Source organism: Methylobacterium sp. Leaf99 (assembly GCF_001422375.1).
GTDB lineage: Bacteria > Pseudomonadota > Alphaproteobacteria > Rhizobiales > Beijerinckiaceae > Methylobacterium.
In genome coordinates this window covers 1561374-1586712 of record NZ_LMMU01000001.1, presented here as the reverse complement: position 1 = coordinate 1586712, position 25339 = coordinate 1561374, and the positions used below count along the sequence as shown (strand labels likewise).

Genomic DNA, 25339 nt, shown 5'->3' with positions numbered 1-25339 from the left:
AGGATCTGGCCTGCATGATGCGCTCATAACACAAGCCGGAGCCGTCGGCGCCGTCGAACGCGGTCCCGCACGGTCCCGCGCACGGTCCTGCGCGTGGTCTTGCGATTTCGCCGCGCGCCCGATCCTCGTGCTTGCCACAAGATTGCGCGCAATCTAGAACCGTTCCATGGAACGCCGCACCGTGATTCGGGTGGGGTGACCCCGCGTTTGCAGTCCCCTCGCATCGTCCCCCCGCACGGCCCCCTCCCACAATCCCTTCGACGAAAGGCTTCCCATGCTGCGGTCCTCGCCCGTCCTCGCCGCCACCGCTCTGACGGCAAGCCTCCTGACCGGGGGGGCTTCGGCCCAGAACACCGCAGGGCAAGACGCCGATCCGGGGGCGATCGTCGACGCCCTGTTCGCCGCCGGCGGCAACCAGCCGAAGGTGCGCGGGAGCGGCGCCAAGGGCGTGTGCCTCAAGGGCAGCTTCACCCCGTCCGCCGAGGCGCCGGGCCTGTCGAAGGCGCCGCACTTCGCCAAGACCGTGCCGGTGACGGCCCGGTTCTCCATGGGCGGCTCCAACCCGAAGATCTCCGACAAGGCCAAGCCCGTCACCCGGGGCTTCGCCATGCGGATGACCGACCCGTCCGGCGACATGGTGTTCGTGGTGATCTCCGCGCCGGTGTTCTCGACCCGGACGCCGCAGCAGCTCCTCGACTTCGCCACCGTGCGGGCGCCGGGGCCGGACGGGAAGCCGGATGCCGACAAGATCAAGGCCTTCGCCGCCGCCAATCCCGAGACGACGCGGCAGGCCGCGTGGCTCAACGCCCGGCCGGTGCCGGCGAGCTTCGCCGGCGTCGATTACTGGGGCGTCCACGCCTACACCCTCACCAACGCCAAGGGCGCCGCCACCGTCGCCAAGCTGAAATGGGTCGCGAGCGCCGGCCAGCTCGGCCTCACGGACGACGAACTCAAGGCCAAGCCCGACAGCTTCTACGCCGACGAGCTGAAGGAGCGCCTGTCCAAGGGGCCGGCGAGCTTCGCCCTCGTGGCCGTGCTGGGCGAGACGGACGATCCGGTGAACGATCCGACCGTCGCGTGGCCTGAGGAGCGCAAGTCGGTGACGCTCGGCACCGTCGCCATCACCGCCATCGAGCCCGACGCCACCTGCGACGCCGCCACCTTCGATCCCGTCGTCAGCCTGCCCGACGGCGTCGCCGGACCGGCCACCGACCCGATGTTCGCCGCCCGCTCGCCGGCCTACGCCGTGTCCCTGTCCCGCCGGACGAACTGAGCCGGGGGGCGCCGTTCGTTCCCGTCCGAACAAACGGTTGCGACGCACGCCTCCTCTCCCCGCGTGCCGACCGTGTTCACACATCGGCTCAGCGGAAGCTTTCGGAAGCTACGCTGCCCTGGCGTGGAGCGCGGCGGGCTCCCTCTCCCTCCAGGCAGGGCGATCGCAGATGGCGTTTGGGGCGTTGGGCCCTCCCGCAACGCTGTGTCATCCCGGGGCCGCGCAGCGGAACCCGGGAACCAGAAACACTGGTGTAGCAAGGCCTTGCGCTGTCGGCGGCTCTGGATTCCGGGTTCGCCTGCGGCGCCCCGGAATGACACCGGAGGTCCTATGCGATCGCTCTGCCTGAAAGGAGAGGGGATCTGCGCCGCCCGCGAGATGTGTGAATCCGGTAGCCTTCCAGGAGAGGGGACCCGCGTATCGTGCGCGATGTGTGAATCCGGTAGCCTCGCGAGCGGGGCGAGGGAATGCAAACCGACGACTCTGCCTCCCCGGCAACGGGCCCTCGTGCCGGTTCGACACGGCGCCGTCCATCTGCAATCACGGGGCCTGAATCGCGTGGAGGACTCGCGCTCCGCCTCACCCTCTCGGCGACACGCGGGCCCGTCTGCAGCTCGGGAGAGAACGTGGCCGACACCTCGAGGATACCGGAGAACAAGGCGCCCGGCGGGGCCCTCGCAGGACTGCGCGTCCTCGACCTGTCGCGCATCCTCGCCGGTCCCTGGGCCGGCCAGGTGCTCGGCGACCTCGGCGCCGAGGTGGTCAAGATCGAGCGCCCGCAAGGTCCCGGCGACGAAGGGGGCGACGACACCCGCCGCTGGGGGCCGCCCTACCTGCGCGACGCGGACGGCCGCGAGACCGACGTCGCCGCCTACTTCCTCTGCGCCAACCGCAACAAGACGTCCGTGGCCGTCGACATCGCCACCCCGGAGGGCCAGGGCGTGATCCGGGCGCTGGCGGCGCGGGCCGACGTGCTCATCGAGAACTTCAAGGTCGGGGGCCTGGCCCGGTACGGCCTCGATCCGGCCACGCTGCGGGCCCTGAATCCGCGCCTCATCGTCTGCTCCATCACGGGCTTCGGCCAGACCGGCCCCTATGCGGGGCGCGCCGGCTACGACTTCCTGATCCAGGCCATGGGCGGCCTCATGAGCATCACGGGCGCCCCCGGCGACGCCGAGGGGGCCGGGCCGCAGAAGGCCGGGGTCGCCATCACCGACATCGTCACCGGCCTCTACGCCGCCATCGGCATCCTGGCGGCGCTCACAGCCCGCGCCCGCACGGGCGAGGGCCAGCACATCGACCTCGCCCTGCTCGACACCCAGGTGGCGAGCCTCGCCAACCAGGCGATGAACTACCTCACCACCGGGGTGGCGCCGGAGCGCCTCGGCAACGCCCATCCCAACATCGTGCCCTACCAGGACTTTCCGACCGGGGACGGCGCCATGATCCTGGCGGTCGGCAATGACGGGCAGTTCGCGCGCCTCTGCGGCGTCCTCGGCTTCGCCGAATGGGGCACCGACCCGCGCTTTGCCACCAACCGGGCCCGCGTGGAGAACCGCGCCCTCCTCGTGCCCCTCATCGGGGCCGCGACCCGCCAGCGCAGGACCGCCGACTGGGTGGCGGCCCTGGAGGGCGTCGGCGTGCCGTGCGGGCCGGTCAACACCCTGGCCGAGGTGTTCGCCGATCCCCAGGTGATCGCCCGCGGCCTGCGCGTCGACCTCCCCCATCCCCGCGCCGGCACCGTCGCCCTGGTGCGGAATCCTCTCAACCTCTCGGGCACGCCCGTCGCCTACGCCGCCCCGCCCCCGGCCCTGGGGGAACACACCGACGCGGTGCTCGCCGACTGGCTCGGCCTCGACGGCCCGGCCCTCGCGGCCCTGAAGGACGCCGGGGCCATCGGGTGAGGCCGCCTCAGCCCAGGAAGCGGCGCACGAGGAGGCGGGCGAGGTCGCGGGGCGGCTCCGGGGTCAGCACCGCGAGCTTGCGCGAAGTCGAGAGGGAGGCGAGGCCGTGCAGGCCGGCCCACAGGGTCGCCACCGCCTGCCGGCGCTCGTCGGCGTCCGGGATCATCGGCTGGAGCACCCGGTCGACGAGGTCGGTGGTGCGGGTGAGCGCCTGCCCGTACCACTCGGGAAACGCCGAATCCGGCGCCAGGGTGTGCTCGAACACGAGGCTCCACACCTGCGGGTCCGCCTGCACGAAGGCGAGGTAGGCATCCGCGACGGACACGGCGTTGTCGCGCGGCGTCGCCGCGTCCGAGATCGCCGCCACCAGGGCGTCGTGCAGGCGCTCCAGGGTGCGGGCGTTGACCCGCAGCACCACCGTGTCGAGGTCGCCCACGGCGTTGTAGATCGAGTTCGGCGCGTAGCCGATGGCCGCCGCGAGGCGGCGCATGCCGAGGCCGCGCAGCCCCTCCTGGCGCACCAGACCTTCGGCCGCCTTGGCGACGAGGGCCTGGAATTCCTCGCGGTTGTGGTCGCCGCGCGGTCCCGTTCCGCGCCGTGCCGTCTTGGTCAAGGCTCCGTGCTCCCTCCGGTCACGCGGGATTCGCGACCTCAGCAATGTTACACTATAGTATCACGCATCCGTGATGGGAGCGACCCCGGCGAAGATCGGGCGGTTTTGTCAGCATCGCCCGTCGGGGATAGCCGCGCCGGGTCCGGGTTGTCCCGTGCGCGTCCGCACGGCGGCCCCCGGATCGGCCGCAGGACCGGTTGCGCGCCGCCGGTATTTGAACGACGTTCAATAGCAGCGACGCGACGCGTCCACCGGCCTGTTCACGAAGGTGTTTGACGCTTCGTCCCTCGCCGGGCAGTCATGGTGCCGCCAAGGAGACCCGTGATGTTTCGTACGTTGATGACCACGCGCCGGTTCGCGCCCCTGTTCTGGTGCCAGTTCTTCTCGGCCTTCAACGACAATTTCCTGAAGAACGCCCTCGTATTCCTGATCCTGTTCAAGGTCGGCGGCGAGGGTGAGGGCTCGGGCATGCTCGTCACCCTGGCGGGCGCGGTGTTCATCGGGCCGTTCTTCATCCTGTCGGGCCTCGGCGGCGAGATGGCCGACCGCTACGACAAGGCGCTCATCGCCAAACGGCTGAAATTCGCCGAGATCTTCGGGGCCGCCGCCGCCGCGCTGGGGTTCTGGCTGCATTCCGTGCCGGTGCTGTTCGTTGCGCTCGGCCTGTTCGGCACCATCGCGGCCCTGTTCGGCCCGATCAAGTACGGCATCCTGCCGGACCACCTGAAGCGGGAAGAGCTGACCGCCGGCAACGCCCTGGTCGAGGCCGCGACCTTCCTCGCCATCCTGCTCGGCACCATCGTGGCCGGACTCGCCACCGCCATGGGCGGCGACGCCTTCGCCTTCAGCGCCCTCATCATGGTGTTCGCGGTCCTGTGCTGGCTCTCGGCCCGGATGATCCCGGCCACGGGCGAGGCCGCCCCGACCCTCCGGGTCGACCCCAACGTCCTGCGCTCCACGGCAAGCCTGATCCGCGAGATCTGGCGCGACACGCGGATGTGGCGCGGCGCCGTCATCGTCAGCTGGTTCTGGCTCGTCGGTGCCGTGATCCTGGCCCTGCTGCCGGTCCTGGTGCGCACGAGCCTCCACGGCTCCGAGACCGTGGTGACCCTGCTGCTCGCCGTGTTCTCCGTGGGCATCGCGGTGGGCTCCGGCCTCGCCTCGTGGCTGGCGAGCGGGCGCATCGTGCTCCTGCCGACCCCCATCGGCGCCCTGCTCATGGGCGTGTTCGCCCTCGATCTCGCCTGGACCGTGGCGCATCTGCCCCCGGTCTCGGGGGACGTCCTCGGCGCCCGCGACTTCCTCGCTACGGGCACGGGCCTGCGCATCACGGCGGCCTTCGCCGGGCTGGCCGTGGCGGGCGGCCTCTACATCGTGCCGTCGTTTGCCGCCGTGCAGGCCTGGACCGACAAGGACCGGCGCGCCCGGGTCATCGGCGCCGTCAACGTCCTCACCGCCGCCTTCATGGTGGCCGGGGCCCTGGGCCTCGCCGCCCTGCAGGCGGCCGGCTGGTCCATGGCGGCCCTGCTCACCCTCATCGGCGTCCTCAACCTCGTCGCCGGCGCGGTCATCCTCGCGGTGCTGCCCACGAGCCCGTTCCGCGACTTCCTCTCCATCGTGTTCCGGGCGTTCTACCGCCTGGAGGTGCGCGGCCTCGACAACGTCGACAAGGCCGGCCCCAACGCCATCATCGCGTTGAACCACGTCTCGTTCCTCGACGCGCCGCTGGCCCTCTCGCTCCTCGACCGCGAGCCGGTCTTCGCCGTCGACCACGGCATCGCCCAGCGCTGGTGGGTGAAGCCGTTCCTCGCCATGACCAAGGCGATGCCCCTGGACCCGACCCGGCCGCTCGCCACCCGCACCCTGATCAAGGCCGTGCGCGACGGCGAGACCCTGATCATCTTCCCCGAGGGCCGGCTCACGGTGACGGGAAGCCTGATGAAGGTCTATGACGGCGCCGGCCTCATCGCCGACAAGTCCGACGCCTGGGTGGTGCCGGTGAAGATCGACGGCCTCGAGAAGACCGCGTTCTCGCGGCTCTCCCGCGCCCAGGTGCGCCGGCGCTGGTGGCCGAAGGTCACCGTGACCATCCTGCCCCCGGTCAAGCTCGTCATCGACCCGGCCCTGAAGGGCAAGCACCGCCGCCGCGCGGCCGGCGCCGCCCTCTACGACGTCATGTCGGACCTCGTGTTCGAGACCGCCGACATCGACCGCAGCGTCATGAGCGCCCTGATCCAGGCCGGCACCGACCACGGCTGGCGCCGCAACGCCCTCGAGGACCCGGTCACGGGCAAGCTCAGCTATGCCCGCCTCGTCATGGGCGCCAACATCCTCGGCCGCAAGCTCATGCCGCTCGCGGGGGAAGGCAAGCCCATCGGCCTGATGCTGCCCAACGCCAACGGCGCGGCGGTGACGTTCTTCGCCCTCGCCAGCGCCGGCCGGGTGCCGGCGATGATCAACTTCTCCGCCGGCCCCGCCAACGTGCTCTCTGCGTGCCGGGCGGCGCAGGTCGACACGATCCTGACCTCCCGCGCCTTCATCGAGAAGGGCCGCCTCGGGCCCCTCGTCGAGGCGATCCAGGGCACCGTCACGCTCGTCTACCTGGAGGATGTCCGCGCCACCGTGACCACGGCCGACAAGATCCGGGGCTTTTTCGCGCCGCGCAAACCCCTGGTCGCGCGACGCGGCGATCATCCGGCCGCGATCCTGTTCACCTCGGGGAGCGAGGGCACCCCGAAGGGCGTGGTCCTGGCCCATCGCTGCATGCTCGCCAACACCGCCCAGGTCGCCGCCCGCATCGATTTCGGGCCCACCGACAAGGTGTTCAACGTGCTGCCGGTGTTCCACGCCTTCGGCCTGACGGCGGGGCTGATCCTGCCCCTGGTCTCCGGGGTCCCGGTCTACCTCTACCCGTCGCCCCTGCATTACCGGATCGTGCCGGAGCTCGTGTACGGCTCGAATTCCACGGTCCTGTTCGGCACCGACACCTTCCTGGCGGGCTACGCCAAGATGGCCCATTCCTACGACCTGCGGAGCCTGCGCTACATCGTGTCCGGCGCCGAGCCGGTGAAGCAGACCACCCGCAAGACCTATTCCGAAAAATTCGGCCTGCGCATCCTGGAGGGCTACGGCGTCACCGAATGCGGGCCGGTGGTGGCGCTCAACACGCCGATGTTCAACCTGTTCGGCTCCGTCGGCCGCCTGCTGCCGGGCATCCAGCATCGCCTGGAGCCGGTTCCCGGCATCGACGGGGGCGGACGCCTGTCGGTGAAGGGGCCGAACGTCATGCTCGGCTACCTGCGGGCGGAGAAGCCCGGCGTGCTGGAAGCCCCCGTGGACGGCTGGCACGACACCGGCGACATCGTCGCCATCGACGCCCTGGGCTTCGTCACCATCAAGGGCCGGGCCAAGCGCTTCGCCAAGATCGCCGGCGAGATGGTGTCGCTGGCCGCCGTCGAGTCCCTCGCCGCCGAACTCTGGCCCGACGCCCCGAGCGCGGTGGCGGCGGTGCCCGACGCCCGCAAGGGCGAGCGCCTGATCCTGTTCACCGAGCGGGCGGACGCGACGCGGGCCGCCTACCTCGCCTTCGCCAAGGGCCGGGGCGCCACGGAACTCGCGATTCCCGCCGAGGTGGTGGTGGCCAAGGTGCCGATGCTCGGCACCGGCAAGGTCGACGGGGTCAGCGTCACCAAGATGGCCCGCGAGCGGGCCGGCAGCGACGCGACGGCGGCGGCGTAGGGGGCGTTCTGCGGCGTCCCCCGTCAGGACGCCGCGCGCGCCTGGGTGTAAAGCGCCTCGCAGCGGTCGAGCCAGAGGTCGCGGGTGAACAGCCGCAGGACCCGCGCATGGGGCACGGCGCGCGGGATGGCGAGCGCCGCGCCGATGGCCCGCGCCAGGGCGGGTTCGTCCCCGAGGGGCGCGAGGCACCCGGCCTCGCCGACGACTTCCTCGGCCGCCCCCATGGCGAGGCCCGCCACCGGCACGCCGCAGGCCATGGCCTCGATGGCGACCAGCCCGAAGGGCTCGTCCCAGCACGGGGTGAACAGGAAGACCGAGGCGCGCCCGATCGCGCGCGCCAGGGCGTCGCCGGAGAGGTGGCCGCCGTAGCGGATCGCCCCGCCCAGCGCCGGCGCGATGCGGGTGTCCCAGTACTCCGGGTCCTCGATGGGGCCGTACAGGGTCAGGGGCAGCCCCGCCGCCCGCGCGGCCGCGATGGCGCGGTGCGCGCCCTTGATCGGCGCCATGCGCCCGGACCACACGGCGCTGCCGTCCCCGGTGTCCCGGTAGGGCCAGGCCGCGGGATCGACGCCGTTGTGGAGCACGGACACGTCGGGCGGCACCGCCTCCGGCCACCAGACCTTGGCCTGCGCCCGCGACGTCACGGTGATGCGGTGGGTGGGGGCGCGGCTCTCCTGCACGAACCAGCGCAGGGCGTCGTAGGGCGGCACGTGCAGGGAGGTGACGGTGGGCATCGCGGCCGTGCGCCGCCGCTCCAGGGGCAGGCGGCTCAGGGAGTTGTTGTGCAGCACGTCGAAGCCACCCGCCGCGATCCGGTCGCAGGCGGCGGCGTAGCCCGCATCCACATGGGCGACGAGCCCCGGATCGCCCCGGTGTTCGAGGCCGGGGAAGCTCGCCTCGTGGTGCACCGGGATCACCGGGTCGACGGCAAGGCGCGGGTCGCTGTCCCCGGCGGCGAACAGCACCACGTCGTGCCCCCGCGCCATCAGCCCCTCGGCGAGGGACCAGCTGTGGGCCTCCATGCCGCCGGCGAACGGCGCCGCCACCGGGTGGCGGAGATGGGCGAGGAGGGCGATCCTCACGCCGTCGCCGCCGGGGCCGCCCGGGCTTCGAGGAAGCGGATGACGGACGCCGAATTGGCGTAGGGCTGGTGGCTCTGCTGGCCGGTGAGCGCGAGGTCGGCGGCCTCGGGGCGGCGCAGGATGCGGATCGGCCGGTTGGGCGCGTCGTCGATGAGGCCCATCACCTTGAACGCGTAGAGCCAGTGGCCCATGGTGCGGTAGCCCCACTTGGCCTCGAACAGTTCGGCGTTGCGCACGACGCTGTCGAGGTGGTGCACCGGCGGCATGTGGTGCGGGTGGTACTGGTGATAGGCGAGGCCGCCCTTCATCCAGGCGATGGGCACGCCGCCCTGGTCGAGGACCTTGCCGAAATCCGTGTCCTCGCCGCCGTAGCCGGTGTAGCGCTCGTCGAACCCGCCGGTGGCGAGGAAGGTGGCGCGCCGGATGGCGAAGTTGAGCGACCAGAAGCAGCGGTAGTCGTTGCAGAGTTCGAGGCCGGAAGCCGGGGGCCCGCGCCGGTCGGAATGCTTCTCGGCGACGCCTGCGAAATCCGCGCACGTCCAGTCGCCCGCCGTGGCCCCGTCCGGCAGGTGGAGCACCTCGCCCATGAGCAGGCCGTCGAGTTCGGCGAGGCCGCGCGCGTAGTCGGCCACGAGGTCGGGGGCCGGGATGCAGTCGACGTCGAGGAAGACGATCATGTCCCCGGTCGCCGCCGCCACGCCGCGGTTGCGCGCGGCCGCGAGGGGCAGGGCCGCGCCCGGCACCAGGATCTGGCGGACCGGGAAGCCGACCTCGGGCAGGTCGTAGGGCGCGTCCTGCATCACCGCGACGACGAACTCGGCGGGGGCTCGCGTCTGGCGCTGCAGGCCCAGCAGCACGTTGCGCAGGTGGGCGGGCCGTCCCTTGGCGAGGGTCACGACGGAAACGGTGGACATGGGACGATCTGGCTCCGGGGAGTCTTGAGCACGGGAAACGAAGGGGTCAGCCGGCGGCAACGACCGGGGGCGCGGGGGGCTCCGTCGCCCCGTGCCAGAGTTCGTCGGTCAGCCCCTCGAGCCAGCCGGCGGCGCGGCGTGCGGCATCCGGCGCGTAGAGGCCGCGCAGGGCGGTGCCGTCGAGGGTGCGGGCCCGGGCCACGAGGTCGCGCCAGCCCTGGAGGTCGCCGGGCCAGACGGGGGCCTGGATGGCGGCGCCGAGGCGGACCAGGGCCTCGGCCTTGCGGGTCTGCTCGCCGAAGTAGCGCCATTCCGGCATGACGACGAGGCGCCCGCCCACGCGCGCGACCTCGTGGACCGTGTTGTCGCCGGCCGACGCCACCACGATGTCGGCGGCGGCGAGGTAGTCGGTGACGGACGGGACCCAGCCGAGTTCGCGCAGGTTGGCGAAATCGGTCTCGTGGCCCTCGCGGTGGGTCGGCCCGAGGGTCAGCCACAGGGCGTCGGGCACGGCGCGGGCGGCGACGGTGAGGGGCGCGTAGGGGGTGCCGCTGCCCCCGCCCCCGGTGACCGCGACGACGATCTCGCGCTCCGGGTCGAGGCCGAGTTTTTCGCGGGCCTCGGCGCGGCTCAGGACCCCGTCGACGCTGGTGCACAGGCCGCCGCTGTAGAAGGTCTTGGCCCGCAGGGACGCCGGATAATCGTCCTGCTCCATCCGTTCGTCGAAGGGGGCGAGCATCCCGACGCAGGCTTCGTAGGCGCCGACATGGCCGATGTCCGAGCGATCGCCGTGCATGCGGATCTGCACCGCCGGCACGCTGGCGATGCGCGCCAGCAGGGCGATCTCCGCCGAGACGTCGACCACGAACAGGCCGACGTCGCGGGCGTCGAGGTGGTCGAGGATCGTCCGCATGGTCCGGCGCATGGCCGTGAGACCGAGCGGCACGCAGTGCATCACCTGCGGCGTCGGCTCGGCGTAGAGGCGCGGGGTCGGCACGGCGGCGCCGATCATGTCGGGCAGGGTCACGATCTCGATGTCGCGGCAAAACCCCTCGAACAGGTGCGGCCCGGCGGTGAGCACGGAGACGGGACGGTCGCGGGCGAATTCGGCCGCCACCGCCATGGTGCGGTTGGCGTGGCCCCGTCCCTGGTGATGGACGAAGAACGCGATGGGCTTCTTCATGGCGGTGGTCTTCGCAACTCTCAGGAGAACAGGGCGTCGGGCCGGTGCGCGGCGGCGATCTCGGCGGCGCTCGGCCGGCGCAGGACGCGGATCGCGGGGGCGGCCGGGTCCCAGTCGATGAGGCCGGCGGCGCGGAACTGGCCGAGCCAGTAGGTCATGCACCAGCGCCCGTGGGTGTCGAAGAAGCGCGCGGCGTTGACGAGGATCGCCTCGAAATGCTGCAGGGGCGGCACGTGCACGGCGTGGTGCTGGTGATAGGCGCGGGCCCGCCCGACCCAGTAGGTCGGCAATCCGGTGGCGGCAAGGCGGGCGGCCAGATCGGTCTCCTCCCCGCCATAGCCGACATAGGCCTCGTCCATGCCGCCGACGGCGCCCCAGGCCCGGGCCGGCAGGGCGAAGGACAGGCCCCAGAGCTGGCCCGGATCGGGCTCGCAGCGCAGGCCCGTCTCCGGCACCGCGGGCCGCGCCGGATGCGCCTGCCCGAGCCGGTCGAGGGTCTCGGGGTCGGGCGGCGCGTCGGGGGACAGGTTCGGCGGCAGGTACAGGACCTCGCCGAGGAACAGGCCGTCCGTCTCCGCCGCCGCACGGGTGTAGGCGCCCACGAGGGTGGGGGAGGGGATGCAGTCGACGTCGAGGAAGATCAGGAGGTCGCCGGCGGCGGCTCCGGCGGCGCGGTTGCGGGCGGCGGCGAGCGGCATCGGCTCGCCGGCCACGTGGAGGTGGCGCACCGGGCAGCCCGGATCGGGCAGGTCCGGGGCGGGCTCCGGCTGCATCCAGGCGATCACCAGCTCGCGCGGGCACACGGTCTGGCGCGCGAGGCCCGCCATGAGGTTGCGCAGGCGGTCGGCCCGGCCGCGCACCAGGGTGAGCACGCTCGCCGGAACGCCGTCGGGCGGCTCAGCCGGCATCGGCCAGCATCCGGCGGAAATGGCCGACGCCCTCGATGATGCCGCGGGCGTGCGAGGCCCGGGCCACGTAGGAATGGGTCAGGCCGGCCTGGCTCGCCAGATCGTCGGAGTAGTTGGCGACGATGATGGCGTGCCCCTGGGCGCGCAGCATCTCGACGTCGTTGCCGGAATCGCCCGCCACGAACACGGCGCGCTCGGGCAGGCCGTAGCGCGCCCGGACGTGATCGACGGCCGTGCCCTTCGAGGCCGCCACCGGCAGGACGTCGAGGTAGCGGCCGTGGCTGTGGATCACGTTGGCGCGCCGCCCCGCCCGCACGAGGCGGGCCCGGACCGCCTGGGCCGTGGCCGCATCGCCGAAATAGCTGAGCTTGTGCCCGCGCTGCTCCAGGGAGCCCTGGGGCACGAGCCCGTCGAGGTCGGCCAGGGCCGCGCGGACGCCGTCGCGGTCCCAGTCCGCCGAGACGCGGGCGCGCCACGCCGCGTCGGCCGTGTAGGTCACGCCGTTGGCATCGAGGTGGTGGATCTCGGAGCCCACGGAGGTGATCATCACCTGCGGGCGCGGGCTCTCCTGCTGTTCGAGGATCGCCATGGCGCTGTGGAACGAGCGACCGGTGGCGACGCCGAAGGCCAGCCCCGCCTGCCGGCTGCGCCAGCGCCGGAAGATGCCGAGGGCCGCCGCGCAGCCCACCAGGGTGTTGTCGATGTCGCAGACCAGCAATTGCCGGGGCGTCGCCAGGGGCGGCTCGGGCGCCAGGAGCGCGCGCAGGAGGGTGTGGTAGCGCGCGGCGTGCCGGTCCCAATCGTAGGCCGCCGCCGCCCGCGCGCCGCCGGCGACGCAGGCGGCGTAGAGGCCGGGCTCGTCGAGGATGCGCAGGCAGGCGGCCGCGATGGCCTCGGGGGCGCGGGGATCGACGAGCAGGCCGTTGCCGCAGGTCTCGACGATGTCGTTGGGGCCGCCGCTATCGGTGGCCACCAGGGGCAGGCCGGCGGCGGAGGCCTCCAGCAGGGTCAGGCCGAACGGCTCGTTGAGGGCCGGGTTGACGAACAGGCCGCCGCGGGCGCGGGCATGGGCGTAGATCGCCGGCACGTCCTCCGGGCGGTGGGTCTTCGGATAGGCGACGCGGCCGTAGAGGTCGTAGCAGTCGATGAGCACCAGGATCTCGCGCATGGTCCCGGCCATGTCGCCGTCGAGGGCGTCGATGTCCTCGCGGGTGCCCGCCATCAGGACGAGGTTGGCCCGGGCCTGCAGTTCGGGGCTCTCGCCGTAGGCGCGCACGAGGGCGCCGAGGTTCTTGCGCGCCACCGGCCGGGCCAGGGCCAGCAGGGTGGGCTTGCCCGGATCGTGCAGGAAGCGGTCGATGGCGGCATCGACCTGCGGACGGGGCTCGGCCGCGGCGAACCGGGCGAGATCGCTGCCCGGCGGCAGGACGCGGATGCGGCCGGGCTCGTAGGCCGCGTAGCCGGCATACTGCACCTCCGCCTCGTCGCGGGACGAGGCGATGACGAGGCTCGCCCGCGCCAGGGCCGCTTCCTCGGCGGCGATCCGGCGCGCGAGGTCGGGGCAGCCCGCCGCCGCGGGCCCGAGCATCGCCGCCTTGACCCGCCCGAGGGAGTGGGCGGTGAACACGAAGGGAATCCCGAGGCGGTCCGCGACGAGGCCCGCCACGGAGGCGGCGTCCGCGTAATGGGCGTGGATCAGGTCCGGCGGCCGCGGCTGCGCGGCGATCCAGGCGACGAGGTTGCGGGCGAAGCTTTCGACCTCCGCGTGCATCGCCTCCTTCGACCGGTAGGCCGGCGACGCGCTCGCGAGCCGCACGAGCTCGACCTTGTCGGAGATGCGCTCTTCGGGCACGGCGTAGTCGGGGCCGGGCGCGCCGTGGAACAGGCGGGTCGCCACCACGATCCGGTCGACGCCGACATCCTGGGACGAGGCCGCCACGAGATCGAGCAGGTAGCGGATGTGGCCCCCGGTGTCGGCGGTGAGCCCGAACACGACCTCGCCGCCGCGCAGGCAGCCTTGCAGGGCGATATGCAAGACGAACATCAGGGCGCCGGCGTTATGGGCGGGTTCCGACGAAGAAACGTTTCAGATGAGGCACAACCCGTGATCCGCGTCGCCCAAGTCGCCCCGAACATTTTCCCTATTCCCCCAGAGCATCATGGCGGCACCGAGCGGGTCATCCACGACCTCGGCACGGCACTTCGAAGCTTGGGCGTGGATATAACGCTGTTCGCCCCGTCCGACAGTGCGACAGACTTGCCGCGCATCGGCGACTATCCGAGCCTGTCGGCCCTGGAGGGCCGCCACGGGCGGGTCGCCCCAGGGGTTCCGGCCGCCCTCGATGCCCTGCAGCTGGAGGCCCTGCGCCGGACGCTCGACGGGTTCGACATCGTGCATTGCCACGGCGAGTTCGCCCATGCGGCGCTCCTCGGCGACCGCCGGCGGCACAGCCTGACCACGGTGCACTGGCGCGTCGACGAACTCGACCGGGCCCTGTTCTTCTCGGGGTTTCCCGACCTGCCCGTCGCGGCGATCTCGGCGGCGCAGGAGGCCGGCATCCCGGCCTCGAACCGGGCCGGGGTGGTGCATCACGGCATCGACCGGGACCGCTACGCCCTGCGGACGCGGCCCGGCGGGCACGTCGCCTTCGTCGGCCGCATGACCGACCAGAAGCGGCCCGACACGGCGATCCGCGTCGCCCGCGCGGCCGGCCTGCCGATCCGCCTCGGGGGGACCATCGACGTCGGCAACCCGGACTATTTCGACAGCCGGGTGCGCCCCCTCCTCGGGGACGACGCGACCTACCTCGGCCCCGTGGACGACGCCCGGAAGGGGGACCTCCTCGGGGGCGCGCGGGCGCTGCTGTTTCCCATCGACTGGCCGGAGCCCTTCGGCCTCGTGATGATCGAGGCCATGGCCTGCGGCACGCCCGTCGTCGCCTGGAACCGCGGCTCGGTCCCGGAGATCGTCGAGGACGGCGTCACCGGCTTCATCGTCTCCTCCGAGGCCGAGGCGGTGGCGGCATTAGGCCGGATCGGCCAACTCGACCGCGCGGAAATCCGCCGCCGCTTCGAGGCGCGCTTCACCGCCGAGCGCATGGCGGCCGACTACCTCGCCCTCTACCGCCGCCTGCTCGCCGCCTGATGCGCACCGCCCTCCTCGCCTGGGACTACCCGCCGGCCCCGAGCGGGCTGTCGACGGCCGCCCGGGAGATCGCCGAGAGCCTCGCCGGTGCGGGGGCCGAGGTCACGGTCTTCACCCTCGACCGCGCGGCGCCCGAGCGGGTCGGCGGCGTCACCGTCGCGGGACTCGCCCTGCCGCCCGGCGGCGGGCTGGCGCGCCTGCGCCGGTGGGGTTCGGCCGGGCACCTCGCCGCGCCCCTGGCCTTCCGCCGCGCCGTCCTGGCGGCCCATGCCCAAACACCCTTCGCCGTGGTGGAGGCGACGAACTGGTACGCCCCCGCCGTGCTCCTCGCCGGACGCCCGGACCTGCCCCTGGTCACCCGGAGCTCGACGCCCGCCGCCTTCACCCGCGTTCCGCCCGGCTCCCTCCGCGACCGCCTCGACGGCCGGACCGCCGATGCCCTGGAGCGCCGGCAGGCGCGGGGCAGCGCCGGGCTCATCGCCAACACCGCCGCGCACGCGGCGGTGATCGCCCGCGCCTACGGCCTGTCCGGCCGGCAGCCCGCCGCCGTGATCGGCCTCAGCCTGCCGCCCGCGATCCTGGCCTCCGCCCGCGCGGCCGCCTACCCGGAGGCGGGCGATCCGGTGCGCCTGCTCTTCGTCGGGCGGGCCGAGGCGCGCAAGGGCTTCGACGCCCTGCTCGCGGCGATCGCGATCCTCGTGCGCGAGCAGGCGGCAGGCGCCGTCCCGCCCTTCGTCCTCGACCTCGTCGGCGTCCCCCCGGAGGACCTGCCGGCCAGCCTGCCCGAGGCGGCGCGGGCCCGCATCCGGGCGCGCGGCCGGGTTCCGGCCGAGGCCCTGGCCCGGGCCTATGCCGACGCGCACGCGGTGCTCGCCCCCTCCCGCTACGAGAGCTTCGGCCTCGTCTACCAGGAGGCCCTGGCCTATGGCCGCCCGGTGGTGGCCTGCGCCGAGGACGCGAGCGCGCGCGCCTTCGTGGGCGCGCCCGATGCGGGGCCCCTGGCGCGGGCGGCCACGGGCCCGGCCCTGGCCGACGCCCTGCGCCCGCTCCTCGCCGACCCCGCCCTGCGCCTCGCCTACCGGGCCCGCGCCCTGGCGGCGGCCGGCCGCTTCGACCGGGCGACCCTGGCGCGCGAGACCCTCGCCCTCTACGCCCGGGCCATGGCGGCGGCGTGATCCGGGCTTCCAAAGGGCCGAGGCCCTTTGGCGGGGTCTCGGGATCGGCGTTGACCGCAGGGCTCCGCCCTGCACCCGCCAAAGGTCTCGACCTTTGGAATCCGGGAGTCTCAGTCGCGGTAGGGGCGCAGCAGGGCGGCTTCCTCCTCGGTCCGGCCCCGGCCGGGATCGAGGGCCTCGTAGCGCCGCGAGCGGGCCAGGACATGGCCGCGGCTCAAGCCGTGCTCGATCGCCCCGTGCAGGGCGATGAAGCCGCGCGGCCAGCCGCCGTCGAGGCGGGGCCGCTCGTGGACGCGGCCGGCATAGCGCACGGCGCGGTGGTTCAGCCGGTACTGCACGTCCGGGTAGACGTCCGAGAGGATGCCGTCGACGCGGTTCCGGCGCGGCAGCCCGATGGAGACGACGTCGCCCGCCTCCGCCAGGGCGGCGAGGGCCGGCAGCAGCCGGCCGGCGCCCGGATCGAGGGCCTCGTCGGCGTCGAGCTGCAGCATCCAGGGATGGCGGGCGCGGTCCTGGAGGGCGTTGCGCTGCGCGGCGAAATCGCCCGCCAGGGGCCGGGCGCCCACCCGCACCGCGCCGGGGGGAAAGCCCGGCGCCGGCACCGCGCCGGGCGGGGCCGCCGGGGCGTCGAGGAGGATCGCGACGTCGTCGGTCCAGGCCGCGTGCGGGGCCACGGCCGCCAGGACGGCGTTGAGGTCGGCCGGGCGGCACAGCAGGCCGAGGGAGACGGGCCGCCCCTCGGCCGCATCGAGGTCGTAGAGCGCCGCCCGCGCGGCCCGTTCGCCGTGGGGATGGCGCAGGTCGTGGCGATCGTCGTCGGTGAGCGGGCGAACCCCGCGGCCGAACCCCGTCGCGGCACTGCGCAGGGTGTAGGGGTCCAGGCCGTAGGGTGCGTCCGGATCGGACAGGAAGGCCGGGCCGGCGAGGGCCGCCGCGAGGTGCGCGCGGGCCCGGACGGGATCGGTGCCCGGCTCCAGCAGGACGCCGCAGGCGGCGCAGGCGAGGGGAAAGGCGCGCGTCCGCCCGTCCGGATAGGCGAGGCGCCGGGCGCTCGGCCCCAGCATGTCGGCGGCGCAGACGAAGCATCGGCGCGGGATCGGCAACGGCGTCTCCTGTCGTGACCGGCCCTTGCCGCGCGGGGCCGGCGCCATACCTCCGCCCTTCCTCGAACCCCTGCCGCAAATGCCCGCCCAGGTCGACTCGCCTTGCCCGGACGACCCTCCCTGCGCGGACGACCGGCTTCCGGTTACGGATGCCCGCCTCAGCATCGTCGGCAACGCGCCGGACCTCGCCGCCGCCGCCGCCATCGATGCGGCGCCCGCCGTCGTGCGCTTCAACAACGCGCCGGGCTTCGGCGGCCGCACGGGCGCGCGGGTCACCCACCTCGCCCTGGTCAACCGCGGCGGGCAGATGCGCGAATGGCTCGCCGATCCGCACTTCCTCGACCGGCCTGTGGTCCGGCGCGCCGAGGCCTTCATCCTGCCGTTCCCCATGCTGCCGGCGGCGCACAACGTCCCCGAGCAGACGTGCTGGACCCGCGAGGCCCTGGCCCTGCTGCGCCCCCTCGGCAGGCCGGTCCACATCCTGCCCGAATCCCTGCACGCCGAGGCCCGGCGCCGGCTCGCCGCCCGCACGGAGGGGCGGCCGAACCCGAGCACCGGCTTACTCGTGACCCTGGCGCTCCTCCTCGGGCGGCCGCCGCGATCCGGCCCGGTGGACGCCTACGGCTTCGGCTTCGCCGGCTGGCCCGGCCACCCCTGGGCGGCCGAGCGTGCCTGGTTCGCAGACTCCGAGGCGGCCGGGCGGCTCCGGCTGCATTCCCCCAACGGATGAGTCCCGTCCCATGACCACGCTCATCACCGTCCTGAAGGGCGGTGGCCGCTACGATGCGACCTGGGTCGAGCGCCTCGCCCGGGGCGTGCGCCGCCACGCCCCGGCCTTCCACCGGATCGTCTGCCTCACGGACCTGCCCCTTGCCGTCGCCGGCGTGGAGCGGGTGCCCCTGCGGCACGACTGGCCGGCGTGGTGGGCGAAGATGGAGGCGTTCCGCCCCGGCCTCACGGAAGGCCCGACCCTGCTCTGCGACCTCGACACCGTCCTCACCGGGCCGGCCGACGCCCTGGCCGAGCCGGGCCTTTCCGCCATGGAGGACTATTTCCACGCGGGCCGCGTCTCCAGCGCCCTCCTGCGCTGGGAGGCGGGAGACTTGGCGGGCGACCTGGCGGGCGACCTGGCGGGCGACCTGGATTGTCTCTACGCGGCCTTCGCGGCCGAGCCCGAGCGCTGGATGGCGCCCGGCTCCTGCGGCCCCGTCCCCAATGCCGTCCACGGCGATCAGGTCGTCATCGACCACCTCCTGCGCCGCGAGGGGCTCCGGCCGGATTTCTTCCAGCGGCGCCACCCGGACCTCCTCGACTTCTACGATCCGCGCCGGGCGGAGCATGGCCCGGTGGTGATCTTCATCGGCGATGCAAAGCCGGACACCGCCACCGGCCCGGTCCGGGCGGCGTGGGACGGCGCCTGAACCCTCAGGTCCCGGCGCCGCGCAGGGCCAGGATCGCGTCCGCCAGCCCGTCCACCTGCGCCTCGCCGTGGGCGGCCGAGAACGCCACCCGCAGGCGGGCGGTGCCGGCCGGCACCGTGGGCGGCCGGATGGCGACGACGAGGAAGCCCCGCGCTTCGAGGGACGCCGACAGGGCCAGCGCCGCGGGCGCCTCGCCCACATGGATCGGCACGATGGGGCTTTGGGCCTCGGGCAGGCCGAGGCGGGCGGTGAAGCGACGGGCGAGGGCCAGGGGCCGGGCGGCGCGGTCGGGCTCGGCCTCCACGATCTCCAGGGCCGCCAGCGCCGCCGCCACCGAGGCCGGCGGCAGGCCGGTGGTGTAGACGAAGCTGCGGGCCCGGCTGGTCAGGAGGTCGACGACGGCGCGGGACGCGCAGAGGTAGCCGCCGTAGGAGCCCAGCGTCTTCGACAGGGTGCCCATCTCGAGGGGGGCGCGAGCCTGCGGCTCCACCACCCCGAGGCCGTGGGCGTCGTCCACCAGGGTCCAGGCGTCGTATTCGGCGGCCAAGCTCAGGATCTCGGACAGGGGCGCCCGGTCGCCGTCCATGCTGAACACCCGCTCGGTGAGGATCAGCACCCGTTCGTGCCGGCCGCGCCGCGCCGCCAGGATCGTTCGCAGGTGGTCGAGGTCGTTGTGGCGGAACCGCAGCATCGTCGCGCCGGACAGCTGCGCGCCGGAGAACAGGCAGGAATGGCCCAGCGCGTCGACGAGGACGAGGTCGCCGGCGCCCGCGAGCGCCGGCACGATGCCGAGGTTGGCGAGGTAGCCGCTGCCGAACACGAGGGCCGCCGCCGTCCCCTTGTGGGCGGCGAGCCGCGCTTCGAGGGCGGCCAGGGGCGGGTGGTTGCCGGTGACGAGGCGCGAGGCCCCCGCCCCGGCGCCGTAGCGCGCCAGGGCCGCCTGTCCGGCGGCGATCACCCTCGGGTCGTTGGCCAGGCCGAGATAGTCGTTGCACGAGAACGACACCAGGGCGCGGCCCGCCCGCGTCGCCCCGGCCGCGGGCCCCCGCGCCGTCTCGACGAGGCGCCTTCGCAGGGCCCCGGCGTCGAGGGCGGCGAGGCCGCTCCGGGCGAAGGCTTCGAGGCTGGGTGTGTCGGCGGGTCCTGGCATCGGGCCGATGGCGCCCCGATCCCCCGGCTTGTCAAGGGACGGCGCGGCACCGCCCCCGCGCTCTCGTAAAAAAGCCCGCCGCATCTTCGCAGATGCGGCGGGACCCTGATGAGGGCGGTCTCGGGCGCGGACGGTCAGGCCGCCTTCACGCCGGACAGGAAGCGCTCGACCTCGTGGCCGAGGCTTTCGGAGTAGCGGGAGAGCTCCTTGGCCGCGCCGAGGACCTGGGTGGCGGCGGCGCCCGTGGTGCCCGCGCCGACGCGGACGTGCTCGATGTTGCTCGTGACGTCCTGGGTGCCCTGGGCGGCCTCCTGGACGTTGCGGGCGATCTCGCGGGTGGCGGCACCCTGCTCCTCCATGGCGGCGGCGATGCCGGCGGAGTAGTTGGACATGTCCGCGATGGTCCGGCCGATCCGCCCGATATCGGCGACGACCTCGCCCGTGGCGCCCTGGATCTCGCCGATCTTCGCGCGGATCTCCTCGGTGGCCCGGGCCGTCTGGCCGGCGAGTTCCTTCACCTCGGTGGCGACGACGGCGAAGCCCCGGCCCGCCTCGCCGGCCCGCGCCGCCTCGATGGTGGCGTTCAGCGCCAGCAGGTTGGTCTGCCCGGCGATGGTCGTGATCATGGCGACCACGTCGGTGATGCTGTCGGCGACGGCGGCCAGGGTCTGCACCGTGGTCTCGGTCCGGCGCGTGTCCGCCACGGCCTGGGCCGCGATGGCGGAGGATTGCGTGACCTGGCTGACGATCTCCTGGATCGAGACCGACATCTCCTCGCTGGCCGCGGCCACCGTCTGGACGTTGGCGGAGGTCTGCTCGGCGGCACCCGCCACGGACACCGCCTGGTGGATCGCCTGCTCGGCGGTGGCGGACATCGACTGCGCCGTGGCCTCCATCTCCGTGGCCGCGCCCGCCAGGCCCTGCGTCAGGGCGGAGACGTTGGATTCGAAGCGCTTGGTCAGGCCGTCCAGGACTTCGGCGCGGCGCATCTTGGCGTCGTTCTCCGCCTCCTGCTCGGCGGCGAGGCGGCGTGCCGTCACGGCGTTGACCTTGAACACTTCGAGGGAGCGGGCGAGCAGGCCGACCTCGTCCTTGCGCTCGACGCCTTCGACGGCGATGTCGAGGTCGCCGTGGGCGAGCCGGCCCATGGATGCCGTCATGTGGCCGATCGGCCGCGACACCCCCAGCACGACGATGGCGGCGGCCAGGCCCATGGCCGCCAGCAGGCCGCCGGTCGCCGACACGATGAGGAGGGTCGTCGACGAGGCCGCGAGGTGTTCCGCGTCGTTGGACGCCGCCTTGAGCTGCTGCTCGATGATGGCGCCGCGGCGCTCGGCCTCCTCCCGGATCTTCGCGCGCTGGGGGGCCGCTTCCTCCTGGGAAATCTTCATGCCGGCCGCCGATTCGCCCTTCGCGCCGAGGGCGGTCGAGCGGTCGAGCACGGTGTAATAGGTCGTGAGTCCGGCGCGCAGGCTCTTGTTGGCCGCCGTCCGCTCCGCCGAATCCTCGAGGGCGACGAGGCGGTCCATCGCCGCGTAGCTCGCCGCGATGGCGGCGGCCTGCTTGGCCTGATAGCCGGACATCTTCGACAGATCGGCCTCGACCAGCGTATTGCGGTTCTGCACCGCCGCTTCGGTCATGGAAACCTGCATGTTCAGGATGTGGGCCTGGCGCGCCGCCTGGACTTGCGCGATCTCCCGCGTCTCATGGGCGAGTGTCGTCAGTGCCGATCGAGCATAGGCGACGAGGCCGGCCGCGACCAGCGCCATGAAGACCAGGGGAATGGCGATCTTTGCTAGAAGACCGAGATTGTTGAAAGCTTTCATGAACAGGGCCCTTCGGGTACGGCGTCGCAGCAACCACAGGAAATCTTTATTCTTGTCGAATGAAATTTCGATTAATTAGATCTAAAAATATACAGTTGTCATTCAGGTCGTATTCAGTCGCTGATTGGGTAATTTAGGCGGCATATTTCCGCGCGACTGGAAAAATTCATAGCGTCGAGGCGTGTGCTCGAAAGCACTGGGGCGGTTGTGGCATCGAACCGAAGACCAGCAATCACTGGGCGAGTCTTGACGGTTTCATGACAGCGAGGATCGCGGCTGGACCAAGACATGATCTGAACCAGGACGCCGCCTCGGCAACACACGGCCTGAAGCACGGCGCGGAACAGTGGCGGCCGGTGTTTCCGGACTCCTCACGCGGCGCACGGATTTCGCAGGACGCCGCTTCCACGCCCTCGCGGCGGGTGCGGTCTCGGCCGAGGGCGTGGAAGCGTCCGCGTCCCGGCGGGCGGACCTAGCGGTAATCCGTCGGGGTGAGGCCGTGGCGGGCGATCTTGTCGTAGAGGGTCTTTCGCGGGGTGCCGAGGGATTCGGCGGCGAGGCGCACGTCGCCGCCGGCCATGAACAGTTCCTCGCGGATGAGGCCGCGCTCGAACCGGTCGACCTGCTCGGCGAGGGTCCCGAGGGTGGCGGTCCCGGCGGCCCCGGGCGGGGCCGCCTCGGGCCGGCCGAGACCGAGGGCGTGGCGTTCGGCGAAGTGGCCGAGTTCGCGCACGTTGCCGGGCCAGTCGTGGCGGCGCAGGTACTCGCGCACGGCCGGCGTGACCGGGGGCGCCTCGCGGCCGAAGCGGGCGGCGGCCCGGGTCAGGAACTCCTGGAACAGCAGCATCACGTCCTCGCGCCGGTCGCGCAGGGGCGGGATCTGGATCGTGATGACGTTGAGCCGGTGATAGAGATCGTCGCGAAACGTGCCCTGGGCCGCCGCCTGGCCGAGATCGACCTTGGTGGCCGCCACCACCCGCATGTCGATGGCGCGGATTTCATTGGTGCCGAGGGGCTCCACGACCCGCTCCTGCAGGACGCGCAGGAGCTTCACCTGCAGGTTGAGCGGCATGCTCTCGATTTCGTCGAGGAACAGGGTGCCGCCCTGCGCGTGCTCGATGCGCCCGACCCGGCGCTTGAGGGCGCCGGTGAAGGCCCCGGCCTCGTGGCCGAACAGCTCGCTCTCGACGACGCTGTCGGGCAGCGCCCCGCAATTCATCGCCACGAAGTTGCGCCGCGCCCGCCGGCTCCAGCGGTGCAGGGCGCTCGCCACCACCTCCTTGCCCGAGCCGGTCTCGCCGAACACGAGCACGTCGACATCGGCGTTCGCCACCTCGCGCACGAGGCCGCGCAGGCGCACCATCTCGGGGGAGACCCCGAGGAAGGCGGGGTCCTCCTCCACCGCCGCGTCGAGGGTCGCCCGCAGGGCCCGATTCTCGAGGACGAGGCGCCGCCGCTCCAGGGCCCGGCGCGCCGACGCCATCAGGGCCTCGGCCGGGTAGGGCTTGGCGAGGAAATCGTAGGCCCCGTCGCGCATGGCGCCCACCGCCATGCGGATGTCGCCGTGGCCGGTGATGAGGATGACGGGGAGATCGGGGTCGAGGGCGCGCAGGCGCGCGAACAGGGCGACGCCGTCGAGGTCCGGCAGGCGCACGTCCGTGACCACGAGGCCGGGCGGATCGGCCAGGATCGCGGCCAGGGCCGGCCCGGCGGCCCCGAAGGTCTCGACGGTGAAGCCGTCGAGTTCGAGGCTCTGGCGGTTGGCCCGGCGGACATCCGCCTCGTCGTCGATGAAGACCACCCGCTCGGGCGACGGCCGCCCCTCCGCTGCCTCGCTCAACGCCCCGCCTCCCCGTGCCCGGCCGTCCTGGTCGCCCCGGCGAGATCCAGGCGGAAGACGGCGCCCCCCGCCGGATCGTCGCCCGCCGTCAGGCTGCCCCCGCAATCCTCGGCGATGCCGCGGGCGATGGCGAGGCCGAGGCCGAGGCCGTCCGTCTTGGTGGTGAAGAAGGCATCGAACACCTGCGCACGCAAGGCCTCGGGCAGGCCCGGGCCGGTGTCGTGCACCGCGATCCCGACGCGGTCGCCGTCCTCGCTCACCCGGAGGGTCACCCTCGGGTCGGGGCGGCCGGCGACGGCGTCGAGGGCGTTCTGCAGCAGGTTGACCAGCACCTGTTCCAGGCGCGGCCCGTCGCCGAGGACGTGGAGGTCGGTGCGGGGGACCTCGACCACGACGGGGATGCCGGCGCCGCGGGCGCGCGCCTCCACCAGTTCGAGGCCGTTGCGCAGGATCGCGTCCAGGGGCACCGGCTCGCGCCGGGGCGAGGCCCGCCTCGCGAAGCCCTTCAACTGGCGGGTGAGGCCGCCGATGCGGTCCGTGAGCCGGCCGATGGCGACGGTGTTCTCGGCCGCCTCCGCGGTGCGGCCGCGCTGCATCAGGATCGCGGCGTTGTCGGCGTAGGCGCGGATGGCGGCCAGCGGCTGGTTGATCTCGTGGGCCATGCTGGCGGCGAACTGGCCGAGGGCCGCGAGGCGGCCGGCCTGGGCGAGTTCGCGGCCCAGGCGCTCGCGCTCGGCTTCGATCCGCGCGCGCTCGGCTTCGACGCGCTCGCGCTCGGCCTCCGCCCGCCGGCGCTCCTCGATCTCGAGGCGCAGCATCCGGTTGGCGTCCGTGAGCTCCCGGGTCCGCTCGCGCACGCAAGCCTCGAGCTCCTCCCGGCGGGCCGAGGCCTCGGCGAGGCGCCGGCGCTGGTGCCGGCGCCGGTCGGCCAGGGTGGCGAGCCCGAGGCAGGCGAGGCCGGTGACGAGGGCGGCGATGATCCAGGCCTGCACCCGCTCGCGCTCCACCGCGCCGCCCAGCGGCGTCAGGGTGTGGAGCCGCCAGTCCGTCCCCGGGATCGCGGCGTCGAGGGCCAGGGCCGGCCGCGCCGGTGACGCGCCCCGGCCGACCCGCACGCGGTCGGGGGCGCCCGGAATGGGATGGAGCGGCATCTCGGCCAGGGGCGCCGCCCCGAATTCCAGGGCCTCGCGGATGCGGCGGCGCTCGTCCTCGTCGATGCGGCGCAGGGTCGAGAAGTGCCAGGCCGGATCGCTCGCCACGAGGACGATGCCGCGGGAATCGGCCACGAACACCCCGTCGCCGCCCGCCCGCCACGCGGCCTCGACCCCGTCGAACTCGATCTTGACCACCACGACGCCGCCGGTGCCGGCGATCTTTCGCGAGAGGTAGAGACCGGCCCGGCCGCTGACGGTGCCCAGCGCGAACTGCGATCCGGCGCCCGTGGCCACCGCCTGCCGGAAATACGGCCGGAAGGCGTAGTCCCGGCCGACGAAGCTGCGCTCGGCCCCGGCGTTGCTCGCCGCCACGGTGATGCCGTCGGGGCGGATGACGTAGATCACCGCCGCCCCCGTGGCCGCCGCCACCTGGGCGAGGCGCCGGTTCACCCGTTCGACGAGGTCCTGCGACAGGGACGCGCCCGCCACCGCCGCGATCTCCGGGTCCGCCGCCAGGGCCAGCGGCAGGGAGGCCTGCTTCTGCATCTCGGCCTGGAGCGCCGCGACCTGGAGCGCCAGGGTCGCGTGCGCCGTGCGGCGCAGGTCTGCCAGCGCCCAGCGCTCGGCCGCCCGCCCGGCGATCCAGGCGGCCAGGAGCATCGCGGCGAGGCTCGCCACGAGGACGAGGCCCCGCCGCCGCCCCGGACGGGGCGTGGCGGGATCGGGAGGGGCCGTCCTCATCGGGCGTGGCGGCGTGCGGATTTCCGCACGGCTTTCTCCGGCCGGGTGCGGGTTCTCGGATCGGGGTCGGGCGATCGGGCGGGCGGCATCGGAAAAATCGGCCTCGAATCAACGTGTTAACGAAATATTAGATTGGTTCCCGGGCTGGCATGCCGGTTGCCATTCGGTA

18 protein-coding genes are annotated in these 25339 nt (G+C 73.3%); 7 read left to right on the top strand and 11 right to left on the bottom strand.

Annotated features, from left to right (window positions below; translation table 11 throughout):
* The first annotated feature begins 274 nt into the window (after window positions 1-274).
* Both ASF28_RS07260 and ASF28_RS07255 read left to right on the top strand, forming a co-directional pair.
* Window positions 275-1273 (top strand): catalase family peroxidase, encoded by a 999-nt coding sequence (locus tag ASF28_RS07260; protein WP_082476035.1) that lies wholly within the window; start codon window positions 275-277, stop codon window positions 1271-1273.
* A gap of 626 nt (window positions 1274-1899) precedes the next feature.
* Window positions 1900-3177: a CaiB/BaiF CoA transferase family protein gene (locus tag ASF28_RS07255; RefSeq protein WP_244474917.1), complete on the top strand. Its 1278-nt coding sequence runs from the start codon at window positions 1900-1902 to the stop codon at window positions 3175-3177.
* Between the two features lie 7 nt (window positions 3178-3184).
* On the opposite strand, the gene ASF28_RS07250 is transcribed toward ASF28_RS07255, so the two are convergent.
* A complete protein-coding gene (locus tag ASF28_RS07250; RefSeq protein ID WP_056091371.1) occupies window positions 3185-3697 on the bottom strand; it encodes a TetR/AcrR family transcriptional regulator in 513 nt (170 codons plus the stop codon).
* A gap of 417 nt (window positions 3698-4114) precedes the next feature.
* Here ASF28_RS07250 and ASF28_RS07245 point away from each other — a divergent pair, with 417 nt between their 5' ends.
* Window positions 4115-7528, top strand: coding sequence for an acyl-[ACP]--phospholipid O-acyltransferase (locus tag ASF28_RS07245; RefSeq protein ID WP_056089566.1), 3414 nt, complete (start codon window positions 4115-4117; stop codon window positions 7526-7528).
* A gap of 23 nt (window positions 7529-7551) precedes the next feature.
* Here ASF28_RS07245 and ASF28_RS07240 read toward each other — a convergent pair whose 3' ends face one another.
* Genes ASF28_RS07240 through ASF28_RS07220 form a run of 5 tightly spaced genes read right to left on the bottom strand, consistent with a single transcriptional unit; the run spans window position 7552 to window position 13659 of the window.
* Entirely contained in the window at window positions 7552-8610 is a 1059-nt protein-coding gene (locus tag ASF28_RS07240; RefSeq protein ID WP_056089563.1) for a glycosyltransferase, read from the bottom strand.
* Window positions 8607-9524 (bottom strand): galactosyltransferase-related protein, encoded by a 918-nt coding sequence (locus ASF28_RS07235; RefSeq protein WP_056089562.1) that lies wholly within the window; start codon window positions 9522-9524, stop codon window positions 8607-8609. Before ASF28_RS07235 ends, ASF28_RS07240 begins: the two co-directional genes overlap by 4 nt.
* A 46-nt stretch (window positions 9525-9570) precedes the next feature.
* Window positions 9571-10707: a glycosyltransferase gene (locus tag ASF28_RS07230; RefSeq protein WP_056089559.1), complete on the bottom strand. Its 1137-nt coding sequence runs from the start codon at window positions 10705-10707 to the stop codon at window positions 9571-9573.
* A 20-nt stretch (window positions 10708-10727) separates the two neighbouring features.
* On the bottom strand, window positions 10728-11615 hold the full coding sequence (locus tag ASF28_RS07225; protein WP_200912648.1) for a glycosyltransferase family 2 protein: 888 nt from the start codon (window positions 11613-11615) through the stop codon (window positions 10728-10730).
* Entirely contained in the window at window positions 11605-13659 is a 2055-nt protein-coding gene (locus tag ASF28_RS07220) for an HAD-IIB family hydrolase (protein ID WP_056089556.1), read from the bottom strand. Before ASF28_RS07220 ends, ASF28_RS07225 begins: the two co-directional genes overlap by 11 nt.
* 60 nt (window positions 13660-13719) lie before the next feature.
* Here ASF28_RS07220 and ASF28_RS07215 point away from each other — a divergent pair, with 60 nt between their 5' ends.
* Window positions 13720-14760 carry a glycosyltransferase family 4 protein gene (locus ASF28_RS07215; RefSeq protein WP_056089554.1) on the top strand — a complete coding sequence of 347 codons (1041 nt, stop codon included), beginning with the start codon at window positions 13720-13722 and terminating at the stop codon, window positions 14758-14760.
* On the top strand, window positions 14760-15935 hold the full coding sequence (locus tag ASF28_RS07210; RefSeq protein WP_056089551.1) for a glycosyltransferase family 4 protein: 1176 nt from the start codon (window positions 14760-14762) through the stop codon (window positions 15933-15935). Before ASF28_RS07215 ends, ASF28_RS07210 begins: the two co-directional genes overlap by 1 nt.
* A gap of 110 nt (window positions 15936-16045) precedes the next feature.
* Here the strand turns inward: ASF28_RS07210 and ASF28_RS07205 are convergent, their stop codons facing one another.
* Window positions 16046-16999, bottom strand: coding sequence for a hypothetical protein (locus ASF28_RS07205; RefSeq protein WP_244474964.1), 954 nt, complete (start codon window positions 16997-16999; stop codon window positions 16046-16048).
* Between the two features lie 118 nt (window positions 17000-17117).
* Between ASF28_RS07205 and ASF28_RS07200 the strand changes: the two genes are divergently transcribed.
* Window positions 17118-17768 carry a hypothetical protein gene (locus ASF28_RS07200; RefSeq protein ID WP_056089546.1) on the top strand — a complete coding sequence of 217 codons (651 nt, stop codon included), beginning with the start codon at window positions 17118-17120 and terminating at the stop codon, window positions 17766-17768.
* A gap of 10 nt (window positions 17769-17778) precedes the next feature.
* A complete protein-coding gene (locus ASF28_RS07195; RefSeq protein WP_056089543.1) occupies window positions 17779-18459 on the top strand; it encodes a hypothetical protein in 681 nt (226 codons plus the stop codon).
* A gap of 4 nt (window positions 18460-18463) precedes the next feature.
* Here the strand turns inward: ASF28_RS07195 and ASF28_RS07190 are convergent, their stop codons facing one another.
* The 4 genes from ASF28_RS07190 to ASF28_RS07175 form a co-directional block, all read right to left on the bottom strand.
* Entirely contained in the window at window positions 18464-19609 is a 1146-nt protein-coding gene (locus ASF28_RS07190; protein WP_056089540.1) for an aminotransferase class I/II-fold pyridoxal phosphate-dependent enzyme, read from the bottom strand.
* 134 nt (window positions 19610-19743) lie between these two features.
* The gene (locus ASF28_RS07185; protein WP_056089538.1) at window positions 19744-21435 is read right to left on the bottom strand and encodes a methyl-accepting chemotaxis protein; all 1692 of its coding nucleotides are present in this window, start codon (window positions 21433-21435) and stop codon (window positions 19744-19746) included.
* Window positions 21436-21907: 472 nt separating this feature from the next.
* Window positions 21908-23275, bottom strand: coding sequence for a sigma-54-dependent transcriptional regulator (locus tag ASF28_RS07180; protein WP_056089535.1), 1368 nt, complete (start codon window positions 23273-23275; stop codon window positions 21908-21910).
* The gene (locus ASF28_RS07175; protein ID WP_056089532.1) at window positions 23272-25170 is read right to left on the bottom strand and encodes an ATP-binding protein; all 1899 of its coding nucleotides are present in this window, start codon (window positions 25168-25170) and stop codon (window positions 23272-23274) included. Before ASF28_RS07175 ends, ASF28_RS07180 begins: the two co-directional genes overlap by 4 nt.
* Window positions 25171-25339: the final 169 nt, after the last annotated feature.

What these genes read in the sequence shown, in the direction of transcription:
- ASF28_RS07245 (WP_056089566.1), top strand. Translation starts at nt 4,115, where the DNA reads ATGTTTCGTACGTTGATGACCACGCGCCGGTTCGCGCCCCTGTTCTGG.
- ASF28_RS07235 (WP_056089562.1), bottom strand. Translation starts at nt 9,524, where the DNA reads ATGTCCACCGTTTCCGTCGTGACCCTCGCCAAGGGACGGCCCGCCCAC.
- ASF28_RS07190 (WP_056089540.1), bottom strand. Translation starts at nt 19,609, where the DNA reads ATGCCAGGACCCGCCGACACACCCAGCCTCGAAGCCTTCGCCCGGAGC.
- ASF28_RS07195 (WP_056089543.1), top strand. Translation starts at nt 17,779, where the DNA reads ATGACCACGCTCATCACCGTCCTGAAGGGCGGTGGCCGCTACGATGCG.
- ASF28_RS07260 (WP_082476035.1), top strand. Translation starts at nt 275, where the DNA reads ATGCTGCGGTCCTCGCCCGTCCTCGCCGCCACCGCTCTGACGGCAAGC.
- ASF28_RS07185 (WP_056089538.1), bottom strand. Translation starts at nt 21,435, where the DNA reads ATGAAAGCTTTCAACAATCTCGGTCTTCTAGCAAAGATCGCCATTCCC.
- ASF28_RS07230 (WP_056089559.1), bottom strand. Translation starts at nt 10,707, where the DNA reads ATGAAGAAGCCCATCGCGTTCTTCGTCCATCACCAGGGACGGGGCCAC.
- ASF28_RS07175 (WP_056089532.1), bottom strand. Translation starts at nt 25,170, where the DNA reads ATGAGGACGGCCCCTCCCGATCCCGCCACGCCCCGTCCGGGGCGGCGG.
- ASF28_RS07205 (WP_244474964.1), bottom strand. Translation starts at nt 16,999, where the DNA reads ATGCTGGGGCCGAGCGCCCGGCGCCTCGCCTATCCGGACGGGCGGACG.
- ASF28_RS07200 (WP_056089546.1), top strand. Translation starts at nt 17,118, where the DNA reads ATGCCCGCCCAGGTCGACTCGCCTTGCCCGGACGACCCTCCCTGCGCG.
- ASF28_RS07225 (WP_200912648.1), bottom strand. Translation starts at nt 11,615, where the DNA reads ATGCCGGCTGAGCCGCCCGACGGCGTTCCGGCGAGCGTGCTCACCCTG.
- ASF28_RS07220 (WP_056089556.1), bottom strand. Translation starts at nt 13,659, where the DNA reads ATGTTCGTCTTGCATATCGCCCTGCAAGGCTGCCTGCGCGGCGGCGAG.
- ASF28_RS07210 (WP_056089551.1), top strand. Translation starts at nt 14,760, where the DNA reads ATGCGCACCGCCCTCCTCGCCTGGGACTACCCGCCGGCCCCGAGCGGG.